The sequence below is a fragment of the Bacillus sp. SRB_331 genome, assembly GCF_003264175.1.
Taxonomy (GTDB): domain Bacteria; phylum Bacillota; class Bacilli; order Bacillales; family Bacillaceae_G; genus Bacillus_A; species Bacillus_A mycoides.
The window spans coordinates 1-18,732 of the sequence record NZ_NADV01000040.1; the positions used below are offsets into that span (position 1 = coordinate 1).

At 37.6% G+C, this 18,732-nt stretch carries 17 protein-coding genes, 1 pseudogene and 1 riboswitch; of the genes and pseudogenes, 14 read left to right on the forward strand and 4 right to left on the reverse strand.

Annotated elements, in window-relative coordinates; translation table 11 throughout:
• Positions 1 to 18 precede the first annotated feature (18 nt).
• Positions 19 to 272, reverse strand: a pseudogene (locus tag B5P42_RS32910) (hypothetical protein).
• Positions 273 to 570: 298 nt separating this feature from the next.
• Positions 571 to 672, forward strand: a riboswitch (purine riboswitch).
• 110 nt (positions 673 to 782) lie between these two features.
• Here B5P42_RS32910 and purE point away from each other — a divergent pair.
• The 12 genes from purE (at position 783) to purD (ending at position 13,836) form a co-directional block, all read left to right on the forward strand.
• Positions 783 to 1,268: a 5-(carboxyamino)imidazole ribonucleotide mutase gene (gene purE / locus B5P42_RS23965; protein WP_002167058.1), complete on the forward strand. Its 486-nt coding sequence runs from the start codon at positions 783 to 785 to the stop codon at positions 1,266 to 1,268.
• The gene (gene purK / locus B5P42_RS23970; protein ID WP_002140188.1) at positions 1,265 to 2,416 is read left to right on the forward strand and encodes a 5-(carboxyamino)imidazole ribonucleotide synthase; all 1,152 of its coding nucleotides are present in this window, start codon (positions 1,265 to 1,267) and stop codon (positions 2,414 to 2,416) included. Before purE ends, purK begins: the two co-directional genes overlap by 4 nt.
• Entirely contained in the window at positions 2,413 to 3,720 is a 1,308-nt protein-coding gene (gene purB / locus B5P42_RS23975) for an adenylosuccinate lyase (protein WP_002139387.1), read from the forward strand. The genes purK and purB overlap by 4 nt, the downstream gene beginning before the upstream one ends.
• A gap of 88 nt (positions 3,721 to 3,808) precedes the next feature.
• Positions 3,809 to 4,528 carry a phosphoribosylaminoimidazolesuccinocarboxamide synthase gene (purC, locus tag B5P42_RS23980; RefSeq protein WP_002029482.1) on the forward strand — a complete coding sequence of 240 codons (720 nt, stop codon included), beginning with the start codon at positions 3,809 to 3,811 and terminating at the stop codon, positions 4,526 to 4,528.
• On the forward strand, positions 4,521 to 4,775 hold the full coding sequence (purS, locus tag B5P42_RS23985; protein WP_000278823.1) for a phosphoribosylformylglycinamidine synthase subunit PurS: 255 nt from the start codon (positions 4,521 to 4,523) through the stop codon (positions 4,773 to 4,775). The genes purC and purS overlap by 8 nt, the downstream gene beginning before the upstream one ends.
• Entirely contained in the window at positions 4,772 to 5,455 is a 684-nt protein-coding gene (gene purQ / locus B5P42_RS23990) for a phosphoribosylformylglycinamidine synthase subunit PurQ (protein WP_002140189.1), read from the forward strand. Before purS ends, purQ begins: the two co-directional genes overlap by 4 nt.
• Entirely contained in the window at positions 5,439 to 7,658 is a 2,220-nt protein-coding gene (gene purL / locus B5P42_RS23995; protein ID WP_113735430.1) for a phosphoribosylformylglycinamidine synthase II, read from the forward strand. Before purQ ends, purL begins: the two co-directional genes overlap by 17 nt.
• Positions 7,643 to 9,058: an amidophosphoribosyltransferase gene (gene purF / locus B5P42_RS24000; RefSeq protein WP_002124870.1), complete on the forward strand. Its 1,416-nt coding sequence runs from the start codon at positions 7,643 to 7,645 to the stop codon at positions 9,056 to 9,058. The genes purL and purF overlap by 16 nt, the downstream gene beginning before the upstream one ends.
• Before the next feature lie 100 nt (positions 9,059 to 9,158).
• On the forward strand, positions 9,159 to 10,199 hold the full coding sequence (gene purM / locus B5P42_RS24005; RefSeq protein ID WP_002167056.1) for a phosphoribosylformylglycinamidine cyclo-ligase: 1,041 nt from the start codon (positions 9,159 to 9,161) through the stop codon (positions 10,197 to 10,199).
• Positions 10,196 to 10,783, forward strand: a complete 588-nt coding sequence (purN, locus tag B5P42_RS24010) for a phosphoribosylglycinamide formyltransferase (protein WP_002124872.1) — start codon at positions 10,196 to 10,198, stop codon at positions 10,781 to 10,783. The genes purM and purN overlap by 4 nt, the downstream gene beginning before the upstream one ends.
• A gap of 24 nt (positions 10,784 to 10,807) precedes the next feature.
• Positions 10,808 to 12,343: a bifunctional phosphoribosylaminoimidazolecarboxamide formyltransferase/IMP cyclohydrolase gene (gene purH / locus B5P42_RS24015; protein WP_113735431.1), complete on the forward strand. Its 1,536-nt coding sequence runs from the start codon at positions 10,808 to 10,810 to the stop codon at positions 12,341 to 12,343.
• 221 nt (positions 12,344 to 12,564) lie between these two features.
• Positions 12,565 to 13,836 carry a phosphoribosylamine--glycine ligase gene (gene purD / locus B5P42_RS24020; protein ID WP_044444269.1) on the forward strand — a complete coding sequence of 424 codons (1,272 nt, stop codon included), beginning with the start codon at positions 12,565 to 12,567 and terminating at the stop codon, positions 13,834 to 13,836.
• Positions 13,837 to 13,872: 36 nt separating this feature from the next.
• Here the strand turns inward: purD and B5P42_RS24025 are convergent, their stop codons facing one another.
• From B5P42_RS24025 to B5P42_RS24035, 3 genes are all read right to left on the reverse strand, one after another.
• Positions 13,873 to 14,037, reverse strand: a complete 165-nt coding sequence (locus B5P42_RS24025; RefSeq protein WP_001085171.1) for a type II toxin-antitoxin system antitoxin — start codon at positions 14,035 to 14,037, stop codon at positions 13,873 to 13,875.
• Positions 14,038 to 14,052: 15 nt separating this feature from the next.
• Complete coding sequence (locus B5P42_RS24030) at positions 14,053 to 14,898, reverse strand: SPFH domain-containing protein (RefSeq protein ID WP_002063557.1); 846 nt, start codon at positions 14,896 to 14,898, stop codon at positions 14,053 to 14,055.
• Positions 14,899 to 15,118: 220 nt separating this feature from the next.
• Positions 15,119 to 15,496 carry a YgaP family membrane protein gene (locus B5P42_RS24035; protein WP_113735432.1) on the reverse strand — a complete coding sequence of 126 codons (378 nt, stop codon included), beginning with the start codon at positions 15,494 to 15,496 and terminating at the stop codon, positions 15,119 to 15,121.
• Between the two features lie 297 nt (positions 15,497 to 15,793).
• On the opposite strand from B5P42_RS24035, the gene pcrB reads away from it, so the two are divergent.
• Both pcrB and pcrA read left to right on the forward strand, forming a co-directional pair.
• Positions 15,794 to 16,483, forward strand: coding sequence for a heptaprenylglyceryl phosphate synthase (gene pcrB / locus B5P42_RS24040; protein WP_113735433.1), 690 nt, complete (start codon positions 15,794 to 15,796; stop codon positions 16,481 to 16,483).
• 12 nt (positions 16,484 to 16,495) lie between these two features.
• The gene (pcrA, locus tag B5P42_RS24045) at positions 16,496 to 18,727 is read left to right on the forward strand and encodes a DNA helicase PcrA (RefSeq protein ID WP_113735461.1); all 2,232 of its coding nucleotides are present in this window, start codon (positions 16,496 to 16,498) and stop codon (positions 18,725 to 18,727) included.
• Positions 18,728 to 18,732: the final 5 nt, after the last annotated feature.

Consider the following 18,732-nt stretch of genomic DNA (forward strand, 5'->3'; position numbering starts at 1 on the left):
GTTTTTTTGTGTTTATTTTTATGTACTGAATGTTAAAATCCGTAAATTTAATAACCCTAAAGACGAAAAAATAATGAAATAGAGGCAGTTTAAAATAATGGTAATGATTTTTTGTGCTCCGGATTTTTCGAATGCTCTTAAAATAATCCCTAAGAATAGGAAAGATTATTTCTATCATAATAATGAGAGTAGAAAAAATGGGATGATATAAATAACCATTCAATAATTACAGCAATTACTGCGATAGAGAAAAATAAATAGGATAATAGCACAGTTATTTTTTTTCACGGTTATTCCTCCTTAGAAATTAAATCGTTATAATATAAGTTCTATTGATGTATAGAATACAAGAGAGTATATATATTGATTAAAACATACTGAAGTATTATATAAATAGTTATACGTAAAATAGATCTCTAGAAATATATATTCTAATTCCCTTTCCTTCTTGCATATAGTTGCAATTCTTCTTTTGAATATAACTAAAACACGAACGTTATCGATGACTAATAAAAAAACATTCGATTATTTATTGACATTGTTTATGAAATATTGTTAATATAGCCATAGAAACAATAATATATAAGACCTCATATAATCGCGGGGATATGGCCTGCAAGTCTCTACCTAACGACCGTTATTCGTTAGACTATGAGGGAAAGTCACTCGGTATTTTTCTATTCACAAGGGATACGTATGCCTGAGTAGAGCACTTTCTCTCATAGTAAAAGAGAAACTGTTCTATTTCAGGCTTTTTTTATTTGAATCGGGGGGATTCTAATATGAAATCACTAGTTGGAGTCATAATGGGAAGCACGTCAGACTGGGAAACAATGAAATATGCTTGTGACATTTTAGATGAATTAAATATACCGTATGAGAAAAAAGTTGTATCCGCTCATCGGACTCCGGATTATATGTTTGAATATGCAGAAACAGCTCGTGAACGTGGAGTAAAAGTTATTATTGCTGGAGCTGGTGGAGCAGCGCATTTACCAGGAATGGTTGCAGCGAAGACAAATCTTCCTGTAATTGGTGTTCCAGTTCAATCAAAGGCGTTAAACGGCCTAGATTCGTTATTATCCATCGTCCAAATGCCAGGAGGGGTTCCAGTTGCAACTGTTGCAATTGGTAAGGCTGGTTCAACGAATGCTGGATTACTTGCTGCACAAATACTTGGATCATTTCATGATGATATACATGATGCATTAGAGTTGAGACGAGAAGCTATTGAGAAAACTGTGCGTGAAGGTAGTGAGCTAGTATGACGAGAATCATTTTACCTGGAAAAACAATCGGCATTATTGGAGGCGGCCAGCTTGGAAGAATGATGGCGTTGGCAGCTAAGGAAATGGGTTATAAAATTGCTGTTTTAGATCCTACAAAGCATTCACCATGTGCACAAGTTGCTGATGTTGAAGTCGTTGCACCATATGACGATTTAAAAGCAATTCAGCATTTAGCAGAGATAAGCGACGTTGTCACATATGAATTTGAGAATATTGATTATAGATGTTTACAATGGCTTGAAAAACATGCTTACTTACCACAAGGTAGTCAGTTGTTAAATAAAACGCAAAATCGTTTTACAGAAAAGAATGCAATTGAAAAAGCTGGGTTACCAGTAGCATCGTATAGATTGGTTCAAAATCAAGATCAACTTACAGAAGCAATTAAAGAGTTATCTTTCCCTTCTGTCTTAAAAACAACGACAGGTGGATACGATGGTAAAGGGCAAGTGGTTTTAAAGAGTGAAGCTGATGTTGTGAGAGCAAAAGAACTTACTAATAAAGCAGAGTGCATTCTAGAAAAATGGGTGCCTTTTGAAAAAGAAGTATCAGTTATTGTAATTCGTAGTGTAAGTGGTGAAACGAAAGTATTTCCGGTAGCGGAAAATATTCATGTAAATAACATTTTGCATGAATCTATCGTTCCAGCCCGCATTACAGAAGAACTTTCTCAAAAAGCAATTGCTTACGCAAAGGTACTTGCGGATGAACTAGAACTTGTGGGAACACTAGCGGTAGAGATGTTTGCTACAGCTGACGGTGAGATTTACATTAATGAATTAGCACCAAGACCTCACAATTCAGGACACTATACACAGGATGCATGTGAAACGAGTCAATTTGGTCAACATATTCGAGCAATCTGTAATTTACCTCTTGGAGAAACAAATTTGTTAAAACCAGTTGTCATGGTTAACATTTTAGGCGAACATATAGAAGGGGTCCTAGGACAAGTGAATAGACTAACCGGGTGCTATTTACACTTGTATGGAAAAGAAGAAGCAAAAGCACAGCGAAAAATGGGGCATGTTAATATTTTAAATGATAATATTGAAGTCGCTCTAGAAAAAGCGAAGAGTTTGCATATTTGGGACCATCAAGAACAACTGTTGGAGGGAAAAAGATGATTAATCGTTATACACGCCCTGAAATGGGTGCGATTTGGACGGAAGAGAACAAATTTAAAGCGTGGTTAGAAGTTGAGATTTTAGCGTGTGAAGCATGGGCTGAGCTTGGCGATATTCCAAAAGAAGATGTGAAAAAAATTCGTGAACATGCATCATTTGATATTGATCGTATTTATGAAATTGAAAAAGAAACACGTCATGACGTAGTTGCTTTCACTCGTGCTGTATCAGAAACACCAACATTAGGCGAGGAACGTAAATGGGTTCATTACGGTTTAACATCTACAGACGTAGTAGATACAGCGTTATCTTATATCTTAAAACAAGCAAATGAAATCTTGTTAAAAGACTTAGAAAACTTTGTTAGTATTTTAGCTAATAAAGCGAAAGAGCATAAATACACGATCATGATGGGAAGGACACACGGTGTACATGCAGAGCCAACAACATTTGGTTTAAAACTTGGTCTTTGGTATGAAGAAATGAAACGTAACGTAGAGCGTTTCAAACAAGCTGCTGATACAGTTCGCGTTGGTAAATTATCTGGTGCGGTTGGTACATATGCAAATATTGATCCATTCGTAGAAAAGTATGTTTGTGAAAACTTAGGATTAGAAGCAGCACCAATTTCAACACAAACATTGCAACGTGATCGTCATGCACATTACATGTCAACACTTGCACTAATCGCAACATCTGTTGAAAAGATGGCAGTTGAGATTCGTGGTTTACAAAAGAGTGAAACACGTGAAGTTGAAGAGGCTTTCGCAAAAGGTCAAAAAGGTTCTTCTGCAATGCCGCATAAACGTAATCCAATTGGATCTGAAAATATGACTGGTTTAGCTCGTGTTATCCGCGGTTATATGATGACAGCTTACGAGAATGTTCCGTTATGGCATGAGCGTGATATCTCTCACTCTTCTGCAGAACGCGTAATTTTACCAGATGCTACAATCGCGTTAAATTACATGTTAAATCGCTTTGGTAATATCGTTAAAAACTTAACTGTATTCCCAGAGAATATGAAACGCAATATGACAAGAACATACGGCTTAATTTACTCTCAGCGCGTAATGCTTACACTAATTGACAAAGGTCTGGTACGTGAAGAAGCTTATGATATCGTACAGCCTAAAGCAATGGAAGCTTGGGAAACACAAGTACAATTTAAAGAGCTTGTAGAATCTGACGAGCGTATTACAAGTAAGTTAACGCAAGAAGAAATTAACGAATGTTTCAATTATGAACATCATATGCAACACGTTGATACAATCTTTGAACGCCTTGGATTAAACGAAGCGTAAAATTTCATATGGCACAGAATAGAGTCATTCTGTGCCATTCTTTATAAAAATATTATTCACATTTTTCAAACTACAGGGGGCTTGCGAAATGCAAAAGCTAGAATTGCTGTATGAAGGTAAGGCAAAAAGAATTTATCGTACAGAAGCAGCAGATATGGTTTGGGTAGAGTACAAAGATAGTGCGACTGCTTTCAATGGGGAGAAAAAAGCGACAATTACAGGAAAAGGTCGTTTGAACAATGAGATTACAACTTTATTGTTCAGAAAGTTACAAGAAGTTGGAATTAAAACACACTTTGTGGAGAAGTTATCTGATACAGAACAACTTGTCAAAAAGGTGAGTATTATTCCATTAGAAGTTGTCACAAGAAACGTAATTGCAGGTAGTCTTTCAAAAAGACTAGGAATGGAAGAAGGAACTGCTCTTACAACACCAATCGTAGAATTTTACTACAAAGATGATGATTTAGGAGATCCACTTGTAACGGAAGATCATATTCGTTTGTTAAATGTTGCAACACCAGAGCAAGTAAGCGTATTACGAGATGCAGCTCTACAAATCAATCAAGTGATGATTGAGCATTTCGCAAGCTGTCGTGTAAGATTAGTAGATTTTAAATTAGAGTTTGGCGTAACAGAAGAAGGGGAAATCATATTAGCAGATGAAATTTCACCAGATACTTGCCGTTTATGGGATGAAACGAGCAATGAAAAATTTGATAAAGATGTATTCCGTCGTGATCTTGGGAATTTAACAGAAGCATATGAAGAAATTTTAAAACGTTTAGGGGGAGCTTCACATGTATAAAGTTAAGGTATATGTAACGTTAAGAGAAAGTGTATTAGATCCACAAGGAACTGCGGTAAAGGGAGCGCTTCATAGTCTTTCATTTACAGAAGTACAAGACGTTCGAATCGGAAAATATATGGAATTAACAATTGATAAATCAGTATCTGATCTGGATAGCAAGGTAAAAGAAATGTGTGAAAAATTATTAGCAAACGTTGTAATGGAAGACTTCCGTTATGAAGTTGAGGAGGTTGTCGCACAGTGAAATTTGCAGTCATAGTATTCCCAGGTTCGAACTGTGATGTCGATATGTTCCATGCAATTAAAGATGAGCTTGGTGAAGAAGTAGATTACGTTTGGCACGATAGAGAGAATTTAGATGAATATGATGCAATTTTACTACCAGGTGGATTCTCTTACGGTGACTATTTACGTTGTGGTGCTATTTCTCGCTTTGCTAACGCAATGAAAGCAGTGCAAAAAGCTGCTGAGCAAGGAAAGCCAATTTTAGGAGTGTGTAATGGATTCCAGATTCTTGTTGAATCAGGATTACTACCAGGAGCATTAATGAGAAACGAAAACTTAAAGTTTATGTGCCGTACGGTTCAGTTACGTGTTGAAAATAATGAAACTATGTTTACATCACAATATGAAAAAAATGAAGTAATCAATATTCCAATTGCACATGGTGAGGGGAATTACTATTGTGATGAAGCAACTCTTAAACAATTAGAAGAGAATAATCAAATCGCATTCCGTTACGTAGAAAATCCGAATGGAAGCGTTTCAGATATTGCAGGTATTGTAAATGAAAAAGGAAATGTTCTTGGTATGATGCCACACCCAGAGCGTGCTGTAGATGAATTACTTGGCGGTGCTGAAGGGTTAAAAGTCTTTCAATCTATCTTAAAACAGTGGAGGGAAACATATGTCGTTAATGCTTGAGCCAAATCCAACACAAATTAAAGAAGAGCGTATATATGCGGAAATGGGGCTAACAGACGAAGAGTTTGCCATGGTTGAAAAGATTTTAGGCCGTTTGCCGAATTATACAGAAACGGGACTATTTTCTGTTATGTGGTCTGAACATTGTAGTTATAAAAATTCAAAGCCAGTTCTTCGTAAGTTTCCAACGACAGGTGAGCGTGTCTTACAAGGACCTGGAGAAGGCGCTGGAATTGTAGATATCGGTGATAATCAAGCGGTTGTATTTAAAATGGAAAGTCATAACCATCCTTCTGCAATTGAGCCATATCAAGGGGCAGCGACAGGTGTCGGTGGTATTATTCGCGATGTATTCTCTATGGGAGCACGTCCGGTAGCTCTATTAAACTCACTTCGCTTCGGTGAATTACAATCACCACGCGTGAAATATTTATTTGAAGAAGTAGTAGCAGGAATCGCAGGATACGGTAACTGCATTGGTATTCCTACTGTTGGCGGCGAAGTACAGTTTGATCCATGTTATGAAGGAAATCCACTTGTAAATGCAATGTGTGTAGGCCTAATTAATCATGAAGATATTAAAAAAGGGCAAGCACATGGTGCTGGTAATACAGTAATGTACGTAGGAGCATCAACTGGTCGTGATGGTATTCACGGTGCAACATTCGCATCTGAAGAGTTATCTGAAAGCTCAGAAGCGAAGCGTCCGGCAGTTCAAGTAGGGGATCCATTTATGGAGAAACTTCTTATTGAAGCATGTTTAGAACTTATTCAGTCTGATGCACTTGTTGGAATTCAAGATATGGGAGCTGCTGGTTTAACATCATCTTCTGCAGAAATGGCAAGTAAAGCAGGTATGGGTATTGAAATGTACTTAGATGATGTACCACAGCGTGAAACTGGAATGACTCCATATGAAATGATGTTATCTGAATCACAAGAGCGTATGTTAATCGTTGTGAAAAAAGGTAGAGAGCAAGAAATAGTAGATTTATTTGAAAAGTATGGTCTTGCAGCAGTTACGATGGGGAAAGTAACTGAAGATAAAATGCTTCGCCTATTCCATAAAGACGAAATGGTAGCTGAAGTACCGGCGGATGCTCTTGCAGAAGAAGCACCAATTTATCATAAACCGTCAAAAGAAGCAGCATACTTTGCTGAGTTCCAGCAGATGAAAATGGAAACACCAAAAGTAGAAGATTATAAAGAAACGTTATTATCTTTATTACAACAACCAACGATTGCAAGTAAAGAGTGGGTATATGATCAATATGATTATCAAGTGCGCACTAGCACAATCGTTACACCAGGTTCAGATGCAGCGGTTATACGCGTACGCGGCACAGAAAAAGGATTAGCAATGACGACAGATTGTAACTCTCGCTACATTTATTTAGATCCAGAAGTGGGCGGTAAAATTGCAGTAGCAGAGGCAGCACGTAATATCGTATGTTCTGGCGGGGAGCCACTTGCAATTACAGATTGCTTAAACTTCGGTAACCCAGAAAAACCAGAGATCTTCTGGCAAATTGAGAAATCAGTAGACGGTATGAGTGAAACTTGCCGCAAGTTACAAACGCCAGTTATCGGCGGGAATGTATCAATGTATAACGAGCGTAGTGGTGAAGCTGTATATCCAACACCAACTGTTGGGATGGTTGGACTTGTACACGATTTAAAACACGTAACAACACAAGAATTTAAACAAGCTGGCGATTTAGTTTATGTAATTGGAGAGACGAAAGCTGAGTTTGGTGGAAGTGAATTACAGAAAATGATCTACGGAAAAATTTTCGGTCAATCACCAAGCATCGATCTAGATGTAGAATTAAAACGCCAAAAGCAAGTACTAGCAGCAATTCAAGCTGGCCTTGTTCAATCTGCACATGATGTTGCAGAAGGTGGTTTAGCAGTTGCAATTACTGAAAGTGCAATTGGTGCTAACGGTTTAGGTGCTACTGTGAAATTAGACGGAGAAGCAACAGCAGTATTATTTGCAGAATCACAATCTCGCTTCGTTATAACTGTAAAACGCGAAAATAAAGAAGCATTTGAGAAAGCAGTTGAAGCAATTCAAGTTGGAGAAGTGACAAATACAAATGAAGTAACAATTCATAATGAAGAAAATGAAGTATTACTTACAGCAAATGTAGATGAAATGAGAAAGGCTTGGAAAGGGGCAATCCCATGCTTGCTGAAATAAAGGGGTTAAATGAAGAATGTGGCGTTTTTGGAATTTGGGGGCATGAAAATGCAGCACAAGTTTCGTACTACGGATTGCACAGTTTGCAGCACCGTGGGCAAGAGGGCGCAGGCATTGTTGTAAATAATGGGGAAAAAATCATCGGTCACAAGGGGTTAGGTTTAATATCAGAAGTGTTTTCAAGAGGTGAGCTAGAGGGATTAAACGGGAAATCAGCAATTGGACACGTACGATATGCAACAGCTGGTGGAAGTGAAGTTGCTAACGTTCAACCATTATTATTCCGTTTTTCCGATCATAGCATGGCGTTAGCTCATAACGGAAATTTAATTAATGCAAAAATGCTTCGTCGTGAATTAGAGGCAGAGGGAAGTATTTTTCAAACAAGTTCAGATACAGAAGTACTTTTACACCTCATTAAGCGTAGTACAAAAGATTCTTTAATTGATAGTGTAAAAGAGGCTCTAAATAAAGTGAAAGGTGCGTTTGCATATCTTTTACTAACTGGAAATGAAATGATCGTTGCGCTAGATCCAAATGGATTCCGTCCTCTTTCAATTGGAAAGATGGGGGATGCTTACGTTGTAGCATCGGAAACATGTGCTTTCGATGTAGTTGGTGCAACTTACATTCGTGATGTAGAACCTGGTGAATTGCTTATTATCAATGATGAAGGAATTCACGTAGATCGTTTTACAAATGAAGTAGACCATGCGATTTGCAGTATGGAATACATTTACTTTGCACGTCCAGATTCTAATATCGCTGGTATTAATGTTCATGCAGCACGTAAAAACATGGGGAAACGTTTAGCGGCGGAAGCTCCTATTGAAGCTGATGTTGTTACTGGTGTACCAGACTCTAGTATTTCAGCAGCAATTGGTTATGCGGAGGCGACAGGAATTCCGTATGAGTTAGGGTTAATTAAAAATCGTTACGTTGGACGTACGTTTATTCAACCTTCTCAAGAACTGCGTGAGCAAGGGGTTAAGATGAAGCTTTCAGCAGTAAGAGGCGTAGTTGAAGGAAAACGAGTTGTTATGATTGACGATTCTATCGTAAGAGGAACGACAAGTAAACGAATTGTTCGTATGCTTCGCGAGGCTGGAGCGACAGAAGTCCATGTAAGAATTGCTTCACCACCTCTTAAGTATCCATGCTTCTATGGCATTGATATTCAAACGAGAAAAGAATTAATCGCAGCAAATAATTCAATAGAAGAAATCCGTCAAATCATCGGAGCAGATTCACTAACATTTTTAAGTGAAGATGGATTAGTAGATGCAATTGGACGCCCATATGAAGGGAAATACGGTGGTCTATGTATGGCTTACTTCAATGGAGACTATCCAACAGCTCTTTATGATTATGAGCAAGAGCTTTTAGAAAGTATGAAATAAGAAGAAAAAAGCTTCTACTTCTTTTGATGTAGAAGCTAGCTTCTTTCTTAAAACGGCCGCCCTGGATGGGGAGAAATTAAAAGACGAGGTGTAAATAACGATGGCGAATGCATATAAGCAAGCAGGAGTAGATATTGAAGCTGGATATGAAGCGGTATCTCGCATGAAAAAACACGTACAAACAACAATGAGAAAAGAAGTGCTAGGCGGTTTAGGCGGTTTTGGAGGTATGTTTGATCTATCAAAATTTGCATTAGAAGAACCTGTATTAGTATCTGGAACAGATGGCGTGGGAACGAAATTGATGCTCGCTTTTATGGCAGATAAACATGACACAATTGGTATTGATGCAGTAGCAATGTGTGTAAATGATATTGTTGTCCAAGGAGCAGAGCCGCTTTTCTTCCTTGATTATATTGCTTGTGGTAAAGCTGAACCTAGTAAAATTGAAAACATCGTCAAAGGTATATCAGAGGGCTGTCGCCAAGCTGGTTGTGCATTAATTGGTGGAGAAACAGCTGAAATGCCAGGAATGTATTCTACGGAAGAATACGATCTAGCTGGTTTTACAGTTGGAATTGTTGATAAAAAGAAAATTGTAACAGGTGAAAAAATTGAAGCTGGTCACGTATTAATTGGCTTAGCATCTAGCGGTATTCATAGTAACGGTTATTCTTTAGTAAGAAAAGTGCTACTAGAAGATGGAGAACTATCTTTAAATCGTATTTACGGACGCTTAGAACTACCTCTTGGTGAAGAATTATTAAAACCAACGAAAATTTATGTCAAACCTATTTTAGAACTATTGAAGAAACATGAAGTATACGGTATGGCACATATTACAGGTGGTGGATTCATTGAAAATATTCCACGTATGTTGCCAGAAGGAATCGGTGCGGAAATTGAATTAGGATCTTGGCAAGTTCAACCGATTTTTAGTTTACTTCAAGAAGTTGGAAAACTAGAAGAGAAAGAAATGTTCAATATTTTTAACATGGGTATTGGTATGGTAGTAGCAGTAAAGGAAGAAGAGGCAAAAGATATTGTTCGTCTTCTTGAGGAACAAGGCGAGAAAGCTCATATTATTGGACACACTGTACAAGGGTCTGGTGTTACCTTTATTGAGGGAACAGAAGTATGAGTAGATTAGCAGTTTTTGCTTCTGGGAGCGGCTCTAACTTTCAATCTCTCATTAATGCGGTAGAAGACAAAATATTGGATGCAGATATTAGTTTATTAGTATGTGATAAACCAGAGGCACGCGCTATTGGACGGGCACATTATCACCATATTCCGTGTTTTTCCTTTTCAGCGAAAGCATATGAGTCAAAAGAAGCGTTTGAAAAAGAGATATTAAAAAAGCTAGAAGAGTATGAAATTGATTATGTTATTTTAGCTGGATATATGCGTTTAATTGGAACGACTTTACTAGAAGCGTACGGCGGGAAAATTATTAATATTCATCCATCACTACTACCGAGTTTTCCAGGGAAAGATGCTGTTGGTCAAGCGTTAGAAGCGGGTGTGAAAGTAACCGGAGTAACGATTCACTATGTAGATGCAGGTATGGATACAGGTCCAATTATTGCGCAAGAAGCAGTAGTTGTTTCTGAAGGGGATACGAGAGAAAGCTTACAAAAGAAAATTCAACAAGTTGAACATAAATTATACGTAAATACAGTGAATCAAATTGTTCAGTCTGTGAAAAAACCAACTGTTAACTAACATACAACCAGGGGTGAAGGATAAATGAAAAAGCGTGCATTAGTAAGTGTTTCAGATAAAACAGGAGTAGTAGAATTTGTTAAAGGTTTACTTGAACAAGGGATTGAAGTTATTTCAACAGGTGGTACGAAAAAATTATTAGAAGAAAACGGCTTGCAAGTAATTGGTATTTCTGAAGTAACTGGTTTCCCAGAAATTATGGACGGTCGTGTAAAAACATTACATCCAAATATTCATGGTGGTCTATTAGCAGTTCGTGATAATGAAATGCATGTAGCGCAAATGAATGAATTAGGTATTCAACCAATTGACTTTGTTGTTGTTAACTTATACCCATTTAAAGAAACAATCGCTAAGCCTGATGTAACATTTGCTGATGCAATTGAAAATATTGATATCGGTGGCCCAACAATGATTCGCTCTGCTGCGAAAAATCATAAATTTGTATCGGTAATTGTAGATCCAGTAGATTATGATGTTGTATTAGCAGAACTGAAAGAGAACGGTGAAGTAACAGAGGAAACGAAACGTAAATTAGCAGCGAAAGTATTCCGTCATACAGCGGCATATGATGCGTTAATTTCTAACTACTTAACAAAGCAAATGGGCGAAGAAAGCCCAGAAACGTTAACGGTGACATTTGAGAAAAAACAAGATTTACGCTATGGCGAAAATCCACATCAAAAAGCAACGTTCTATAAAGCGCCATTCGCAGCAACTTCTTCTGTTGCATATGCAGAACAATTACACGGTAAAGAATTATCTTACAACAATATCAATGATACGGATGCAGCGCTTAGCATCGTGAAAGAATTTACAGAACCGGCAGTAGTAGCGGTAAAACATATGAATCCATGTGGCGTTGGCGTAGGAACTGATATTCATGAAGCATACACACGTGCTTATGAAGCGGATCCAGTATCAATCTTCGGCGGTATTATTGCAGCAAATCGTGAAATTGATAAAGCTACAGCTGAAAAGTTACATGAAATTTTCTTAGAAATTGTTATCGCTCCTTCGTTCTCACAAGAAGCTTTAGAAGTGTTGCAAAGTAAGAAAAACTTGCGCATACTAACTGTAAATATTGAAAAAGCGACAAGTGCAAGTAAAAAGCTAACTTCTGTACAAGGTGGACTTCTTGTTCAAGAAGAAGATACGTTATCATTAGATGAGGACACAATTTCAATTCCAACGAAACGTGAACCATCAGAGCAAGAATGGAAAGATTTAAAACTAGCTTGGAAAGTTGTAAAACATGTGAAATCAAATGCAATTGTTTTAGCGAATGATAACATGACAGTTGGTGTAGGCGCGGGACAGATGAACCGTGTAGGTTCTGCAAAAATCGCAATCACACAAGCTGGCGAAAAAGCACAAGGTAGCGCACTTGCATCTGATGCTTTCTTCCCAATGCCAGATACAGTAGAAGAAGCAGCAAAAGCTGGAATTACAGCAATCATCCAACCAGGCGGATCGATTCGTGATGAAGATTCTATTAAAATGGCAGATGCGTATGGGATTACTATGGTGTTCACTGGCGTACGTCATTTCAAACACTAATAGAGGATGTTAAAAAAGTCCGGTCAAGATAACTGTCGCATGTCGTCGTTGCAATGCCAGTGCGGTACTCATGTAGGAAAGCTACACTCCGTGTCCTCCTGGCAAATGCGCCTCGACCTGCTCGGTTCTCTTGATCCTCCTTTTTAACCTTTTATTGATATGAAAACAAACTAGGAGCATAGCTTCTAGTTTGTACTTATTTAATTATTGGGGGATGAAATATGAATGTTTTAGTAATTGGCCGTGGTGGACGTGAGCATGCTTTAGCTTGGAAATTTGCACAATCTGAAAAGGTAGAAAAAGTATATGTAGCGCCAGGTAATGAAGGTATGCGAGATGTTGCAACACCAGTTGATATTGATGAGAATGATTTCGATGCATTAGTCTTATTTGCAAAAGAGAAGAATGTTGAATTAACTTTCGTTGGACCAGAGATTCCACTTATGAACGGAATCGTGGATCGTTTTAAGGAAGAGGGCCTTCGTGTATTTGGTCCTAATAAAGCGGCTGCTGTTATTGAAGGTAGTAAAGCTTTTACAAAAGAGCTTATGGAAAAGTATGATATTCCAACTGCGGCATATGAAACTTTTACAGACTATGAAGAAGCAGTAAAGTATATTCAAAAAGTTGGTGCACCGATTGTAATTAAGGCAGATGGTTTAGCTGCTGGTAAAGGTGTAACAGTAGCAATGACGCTTGAAGATGCATTACAAGCTGTGAAAGAAATGCTGAAAGATGTGAAATTCGGTGAAGCAAGCAAGAAGGTCGTTATTGAGGAGTTTCTAGATGGACAAGAATTTTCATTAATGGCATTCGTAAATGGAACAACCGTACATCCGATGGTAATTGCTCAAGATCATAAACGCGCTTTTGATGGGGATAAAGGTCCAAATACAGGTGGAATGGGTGCATATTCTCCAGTACCACAAATTCCAGAATCAGCAGTTCAAGAAGCGATTCAAACAGTATTACACCCAACTGCCAAGGCGATGATTGCAGAAAACCGTTCGTTTACAGGTATTTTATACGCAGGTCTTATTTTAACGAATGATGGTCCAAAGGTAATTGAATTTAATGCACGCTTTGGTGATCCTGAAACAGAAGTTGTATTACCTCGCTTAGAAAATGATTTAGTTGATGTATGCAACTCTGTGTTAGATGAAAGTGAACTAACTTTACAATGGTCAGAAGATGCTGTTATCGGTGTTGTACTTGCTTCTAAAGGATATCCAGAAGCGTATAAAAAAGGTGAAATTATTAACGGATTAGATGCACTGCAAGATGTGATTGTTTTCCATGCGGGGACAGTAATGAAACACGGTGATTTTGTAACAAACGGTGGCCGTGTATTATTTGTTGCTTGCAAGGCGAATAGTTTACAAGAAGCGAAAGATAAAGTATATAAAGAAATCGGTAAAATTGAGAGTGATGGTCTATTTTACCGAAGTGATATAGGATATCGTGCAATTGGGCATGAGATGATGAAAAGCTAATGTATAAAAAATCCCGCTGATTTCTCAGCGGGATTTTTATGCATCTTTATCTTTTTTTAATTTCCCTTTTTGCTTTGCCATTTCTCGAAGTAAATACTCGATGTGTGCATTGACGCTACGAAACTCATCATTCGCCCATTTTTCGATGACTGCGTGTAATTCAGGATCAATACGTAATGGAAAGCTTTTCTTTTTGGCCATAATCACTTACAACCTTTAGTATAGGCTTCCTGTATTAATAACTGGTTGCGCACCTTTATCTGAAACGATGGCAACTAATAAATTGTTCACCATATTTGCTTTACGCTCGTCATCGAGTTCCAGTACGCCTTCTTCATCTAACATATGGATTGAATCTTTCGCCATCTTCACAGCACCTTCAACAATCTCTTTTCTAGCAGCTAATACTGCTTTTGCTTGTTGACGCTGGAGCATTGCATGGGCAATTTCTGTTGCGTAAGCTAAATGTGTTAAACGAGTTTCTAATACTTCTACGCCAGCGATTTCAAGTCGTGCTTCTAACTCACGCTTTAATTCTTCAGAGATCTCTTCAGTATTTCCTCGTAACGTGATGCAAGTTTCATCTTGGAAATTATCATAAGGATATTTTGTAGCAACGTGGCGGATTGCTGTTTCACTTTGAATTTCTACGAATCGATCGTAATGCTCAACACCAAACATTGCTTTTGCGGAATCAACAACTTTATATACGATAACGGCTGCAATTTCAATTGGATTGCCCTCAACATCGTTTACTTTTAATTTCTTACTGTTAAAGTTTTCAACACGTAAAGATACAGTTTGACGAAAAGCGAATGGAATTGTTAAAAATAAACCATTTTGACGAATTGTTCCTAAATAACTACCGAAGAACGTAATAACTTTCGCTTGATTCGGTTGAACGATACCGATACCTGTAGCTAAAACAGATGCTAATATGAGAGCTAAAATAGCTATTACAAACATTTCTTGTACAAGGCAAAATACACCGATAGCGGCTAAAACTAAAATTCCAATAACGCCGAGAAATCCATTAACATAAAATACTTGTTTTTCTTTCATATGATCGCCTCCTTGATATAAAAATGATATCACTTTTATATCATTACATGCAAGAGGGTTACACCTAATTTTCTGAATTTTATTGTTTGATATCTTTTATGTACGTTTTAAGGGTAAAAACAAGAATGTACGTTCTGTTTCGTGGTAAAATAAAGAAGACTTAGCTGCCCACTGCAGCAGCTAAGTCCCTTTGAGAGCATCTTGCATCGTGACAAATGATTCAAAGCGGTTTTGCCAGGATTAATTCTTCAATCGCTGACTCAATCTCTTTGTCAGAAGTGTCATAACTTCCATCTGACTTTGGTTTGTCATCGTTGGAAGTTTGATTCACTTCTTCTTTAGCATGTCCTTTTTCAGTAAAATTCATGCTAGGCATTTTAAATGCGCCCATATTCATGTATTTTCCAAATTTGCATACTTCAGCAATAGGGCAGAAACGAACAATCCCCTCTGCAATTTTCATTGCACCAATCCATAGTAAAACTTTAGACCAAGTGCACCACGGTTTGCGTACGAGTTTAGCTGTACTACAACCGAAGAGGATAAGTCCAAGTGTAATTCGAATTAGAGCATTTATTGTACCGATGTTTTGCTTCATTTGAAAAACACTCCTTTTGGATGAACTTCGAAATAGCAAATACTATTTCTCTTATTAGTATCCCGTATGATTTTGTTGATATGTAATCCAACATTTGACGTTAAAAAAGATGTTGGATTGGGCGTGTGTGTAAGTAGCTTTTTTTGTTATAATGAAAGAATGCATAAAAGGAAGTTTCAAACTAAATCCTCTTGTCTGGAAAATATGTGGAAGAGGAATTTTAAAAAATCCTGATAAAAATTAACTGCTCTTTTGAGTAGGAATATAGATATGATTAGAAAAAGAAAGGGTGTTTTCATGTACGATATTTCCAAATGGAAACATGTATTTAAGCTTGATCCAAATAAGGAGTTAAGCGATGAACATTTAGAGATGATTTGTGAATCAGGAACAGACGCGGTAATTGTCGGCGGAAGTGATGGAGTTACAATTGATAACGTATTACACATGCTAGTTAGCATTCGTAGATATGCAGTTCCTTGTGTGTTAGAGGTTTCTGATGTGGAAGCAATTACACCAGGATTTGATTTTTATTACATCCCAAGCGTTTTAAATAGCCGAAAAGTAGAATGGGTAACTGGTGTTCATCACGAGGCATTGAAAGAATTTGGGGATATTATGGACTGGGACGAAATTTTCATGGAAGGGTATTGTGTTTTAAATCCTGAAGCGAAAGTAGCCCAGCTTACAGATGCAAAATGTGATTTAACAGAAGATGACGTTATTGCATATGCGCGTTTAGCAGACAAGCTATTACATTTACCGATATTCTATTTAGAATATAGCGGGACGTATGGAGACATTGAGCTTGTTAAAAATGTAAAAGCAGAATTGAAACAAGCTAAGCTATATTATGGCGGTGGTATTTCTAATGCAGAACAAGCGAAAGAAATGGCGCAGTATGCTGATACAGTAGTTGTTGGAAATATTATTTATGATGATATAAAATCGGCATTAAAAACAGTTAAAGCAGTAAAAGGAGAGTAGGTGCAGGCACATATGAGTACGACAGATAAGTTATTAAATGGTTTAAATCCGCAGCAACAAAAAGCAGTACAAACAACAAATGGACCACTTCTATTAATGGCAGGCGCAGGTAGTGGGAAAACACGTGTGTTAACACACCGTATTGCGTATTTACTTGGTGAAAAAGGTGTGGCGCCATGGAATGTACTAGCAATTACCTTTACAAATAAAGCTGCTCGTGAAATGCGTGAGCGTATTGATAAACTTGTTGGACCAGAAGCAGAAGATATTTGGATTTCTACGTTCCACTCTATGTGCGTACGTATTTTACGACGTGATATTGACCGCATTGGGATTAATCGTAACTTTACGATTTTAGATGCAGGTGATCAGTTAACTGTAGTAAAAAAAATTATGAAGGAGCGCAATATTGACCCGAAGAAGTTTGAGCCGCGCTCTATTTTAGCGGGTATTAGCAATGCGAAAAATGAACTGTTATCTGCAGATAAATATGCAAAAAAAATTACAACCGCTGATCCATATGAAAAATTAACGAGCGATGTATATACAGAATATCAAAAACGTCTTTTGAAAAATAACTCATTAGACTTTGATGATTTAATTATGACGACGATTCAGCTATTTGAACGTATTCCAGAAGTACTAGAGTTTTATCAGCGTAAATTCCAATATATTCACGTTGATGAGTATCAAGATACGAACAAAGCTCAGTATCTTCTTGTTAAACATTTGGCATCACGTTTTAAAAACCTTTGTGTTGTTGGTGATTCGGATCAGTCTATTTACCGCTGGCGCGGGGCTGACATTTCTAACATTTTGTCATTCGAAAAAGACTATGAGAATGCGCAAGTTATCTTGTTAGAACAAAATTATCGTTCATCACAAAATATTTTAAATGCAGCTAATGCTGTAATTGAAAAGAATTCAAACCGTAAACCGAAGAAATTATGGACAGACAATCAAATTGGAAGCAAAATCTCGTATTATCGTGCTGCAACCGAAAAGGACGAAGCGTATTTTGTTGCGAAAAAAATTCGTGATGATATTCAAATGGGGAACCGAAAATATACTGATTTTGCAGTGTTATATCGTACAAATGCCCAGTCTCGTATGATTGAGGAGATTTTCCTAAAATCTAATATCCCTTACAAAATTGTCGGAGGTACTAAGTTCTACGACCGTAAAGAGATTAAAGACATTTTGGCGTACTTACGTTTAATTGGGAATCCAGATGATGAGATTAGTTTTGGACGTATTATAAACATGCCAAAGCGCGGGATTGGTGCGACTTCTATCGATAAAATTATTAATTATGGTGTGCAAAACGGAATCTCATTAACTGCTGTATTTGATGAGATTGAGCATGTTGGTGTAAGTGCAAAAATAACAAAAGCAGTAAAAGAATTCGCAAGTTTATTACACAACTGGGTAAATATGCAAGAGTATTTATCTGTTACAGAATTAGTAGAAGAAGTTATTGAGAAGACAGGCTATCGCGATATGTTGAAAAATGAGCGTTCTTTAGAAGCAGAAGGTCGTTTAGAAAACTTAGACGAGTTTTTATCTGTTACACAAACATTTGAATCCCAAAGCGAAGATAAGAGCCTTGTTGCATTCTTAACAGACTTAGCTCTTGTTGCGGATATTGATCGTGTAGATGAAGATCCAACTGCTGGTGAAGAAGTTATTTTAATGACGATGCACTCAGCAAAAGGATTAGAGTTCCCAGTTGTCTTTATTGTTGGCTTAGAGGAAGGGATATTCCCGCATACTCGTTCTCTTATGGAAGAGGATGAAATGCAAGAAGAGCGTCGTCTTGCCTATGTAGGTATTACTCGTGCAGAAGAAGAGCTATACTTATCCAATGCTCAAATGCGTACTTTATTTGGTAGAACAAGTATGAATGCAGCATCTCGATTTATTACAGAAATTCCGGCAGAATTAGTAGAACCATTAAACGAAACAGCACCGAAGCGTGAAACTTCGTTTGGTGCAAAAGGAAGAACGACAAGCGCAACTACAACACGTTCTCGTTCAGCTTTCGCGCGTCCGGCTGTTAAGACGACAGGTGGCGAGCAAATTGGCTGGGGAATAGGCGATAAAGCTGCTCACCAGAAGTGGGGAGTCGGTACAGTTGTAAGTGTAAAGGGTGAAGGAGATTCAAAAGAATTAGATATTGCGTTCCCAAGCCCAATTGGTATTAAACGTTTATTAGCAAAATTTGCACCTGTGACGAAACAATAGGAAAG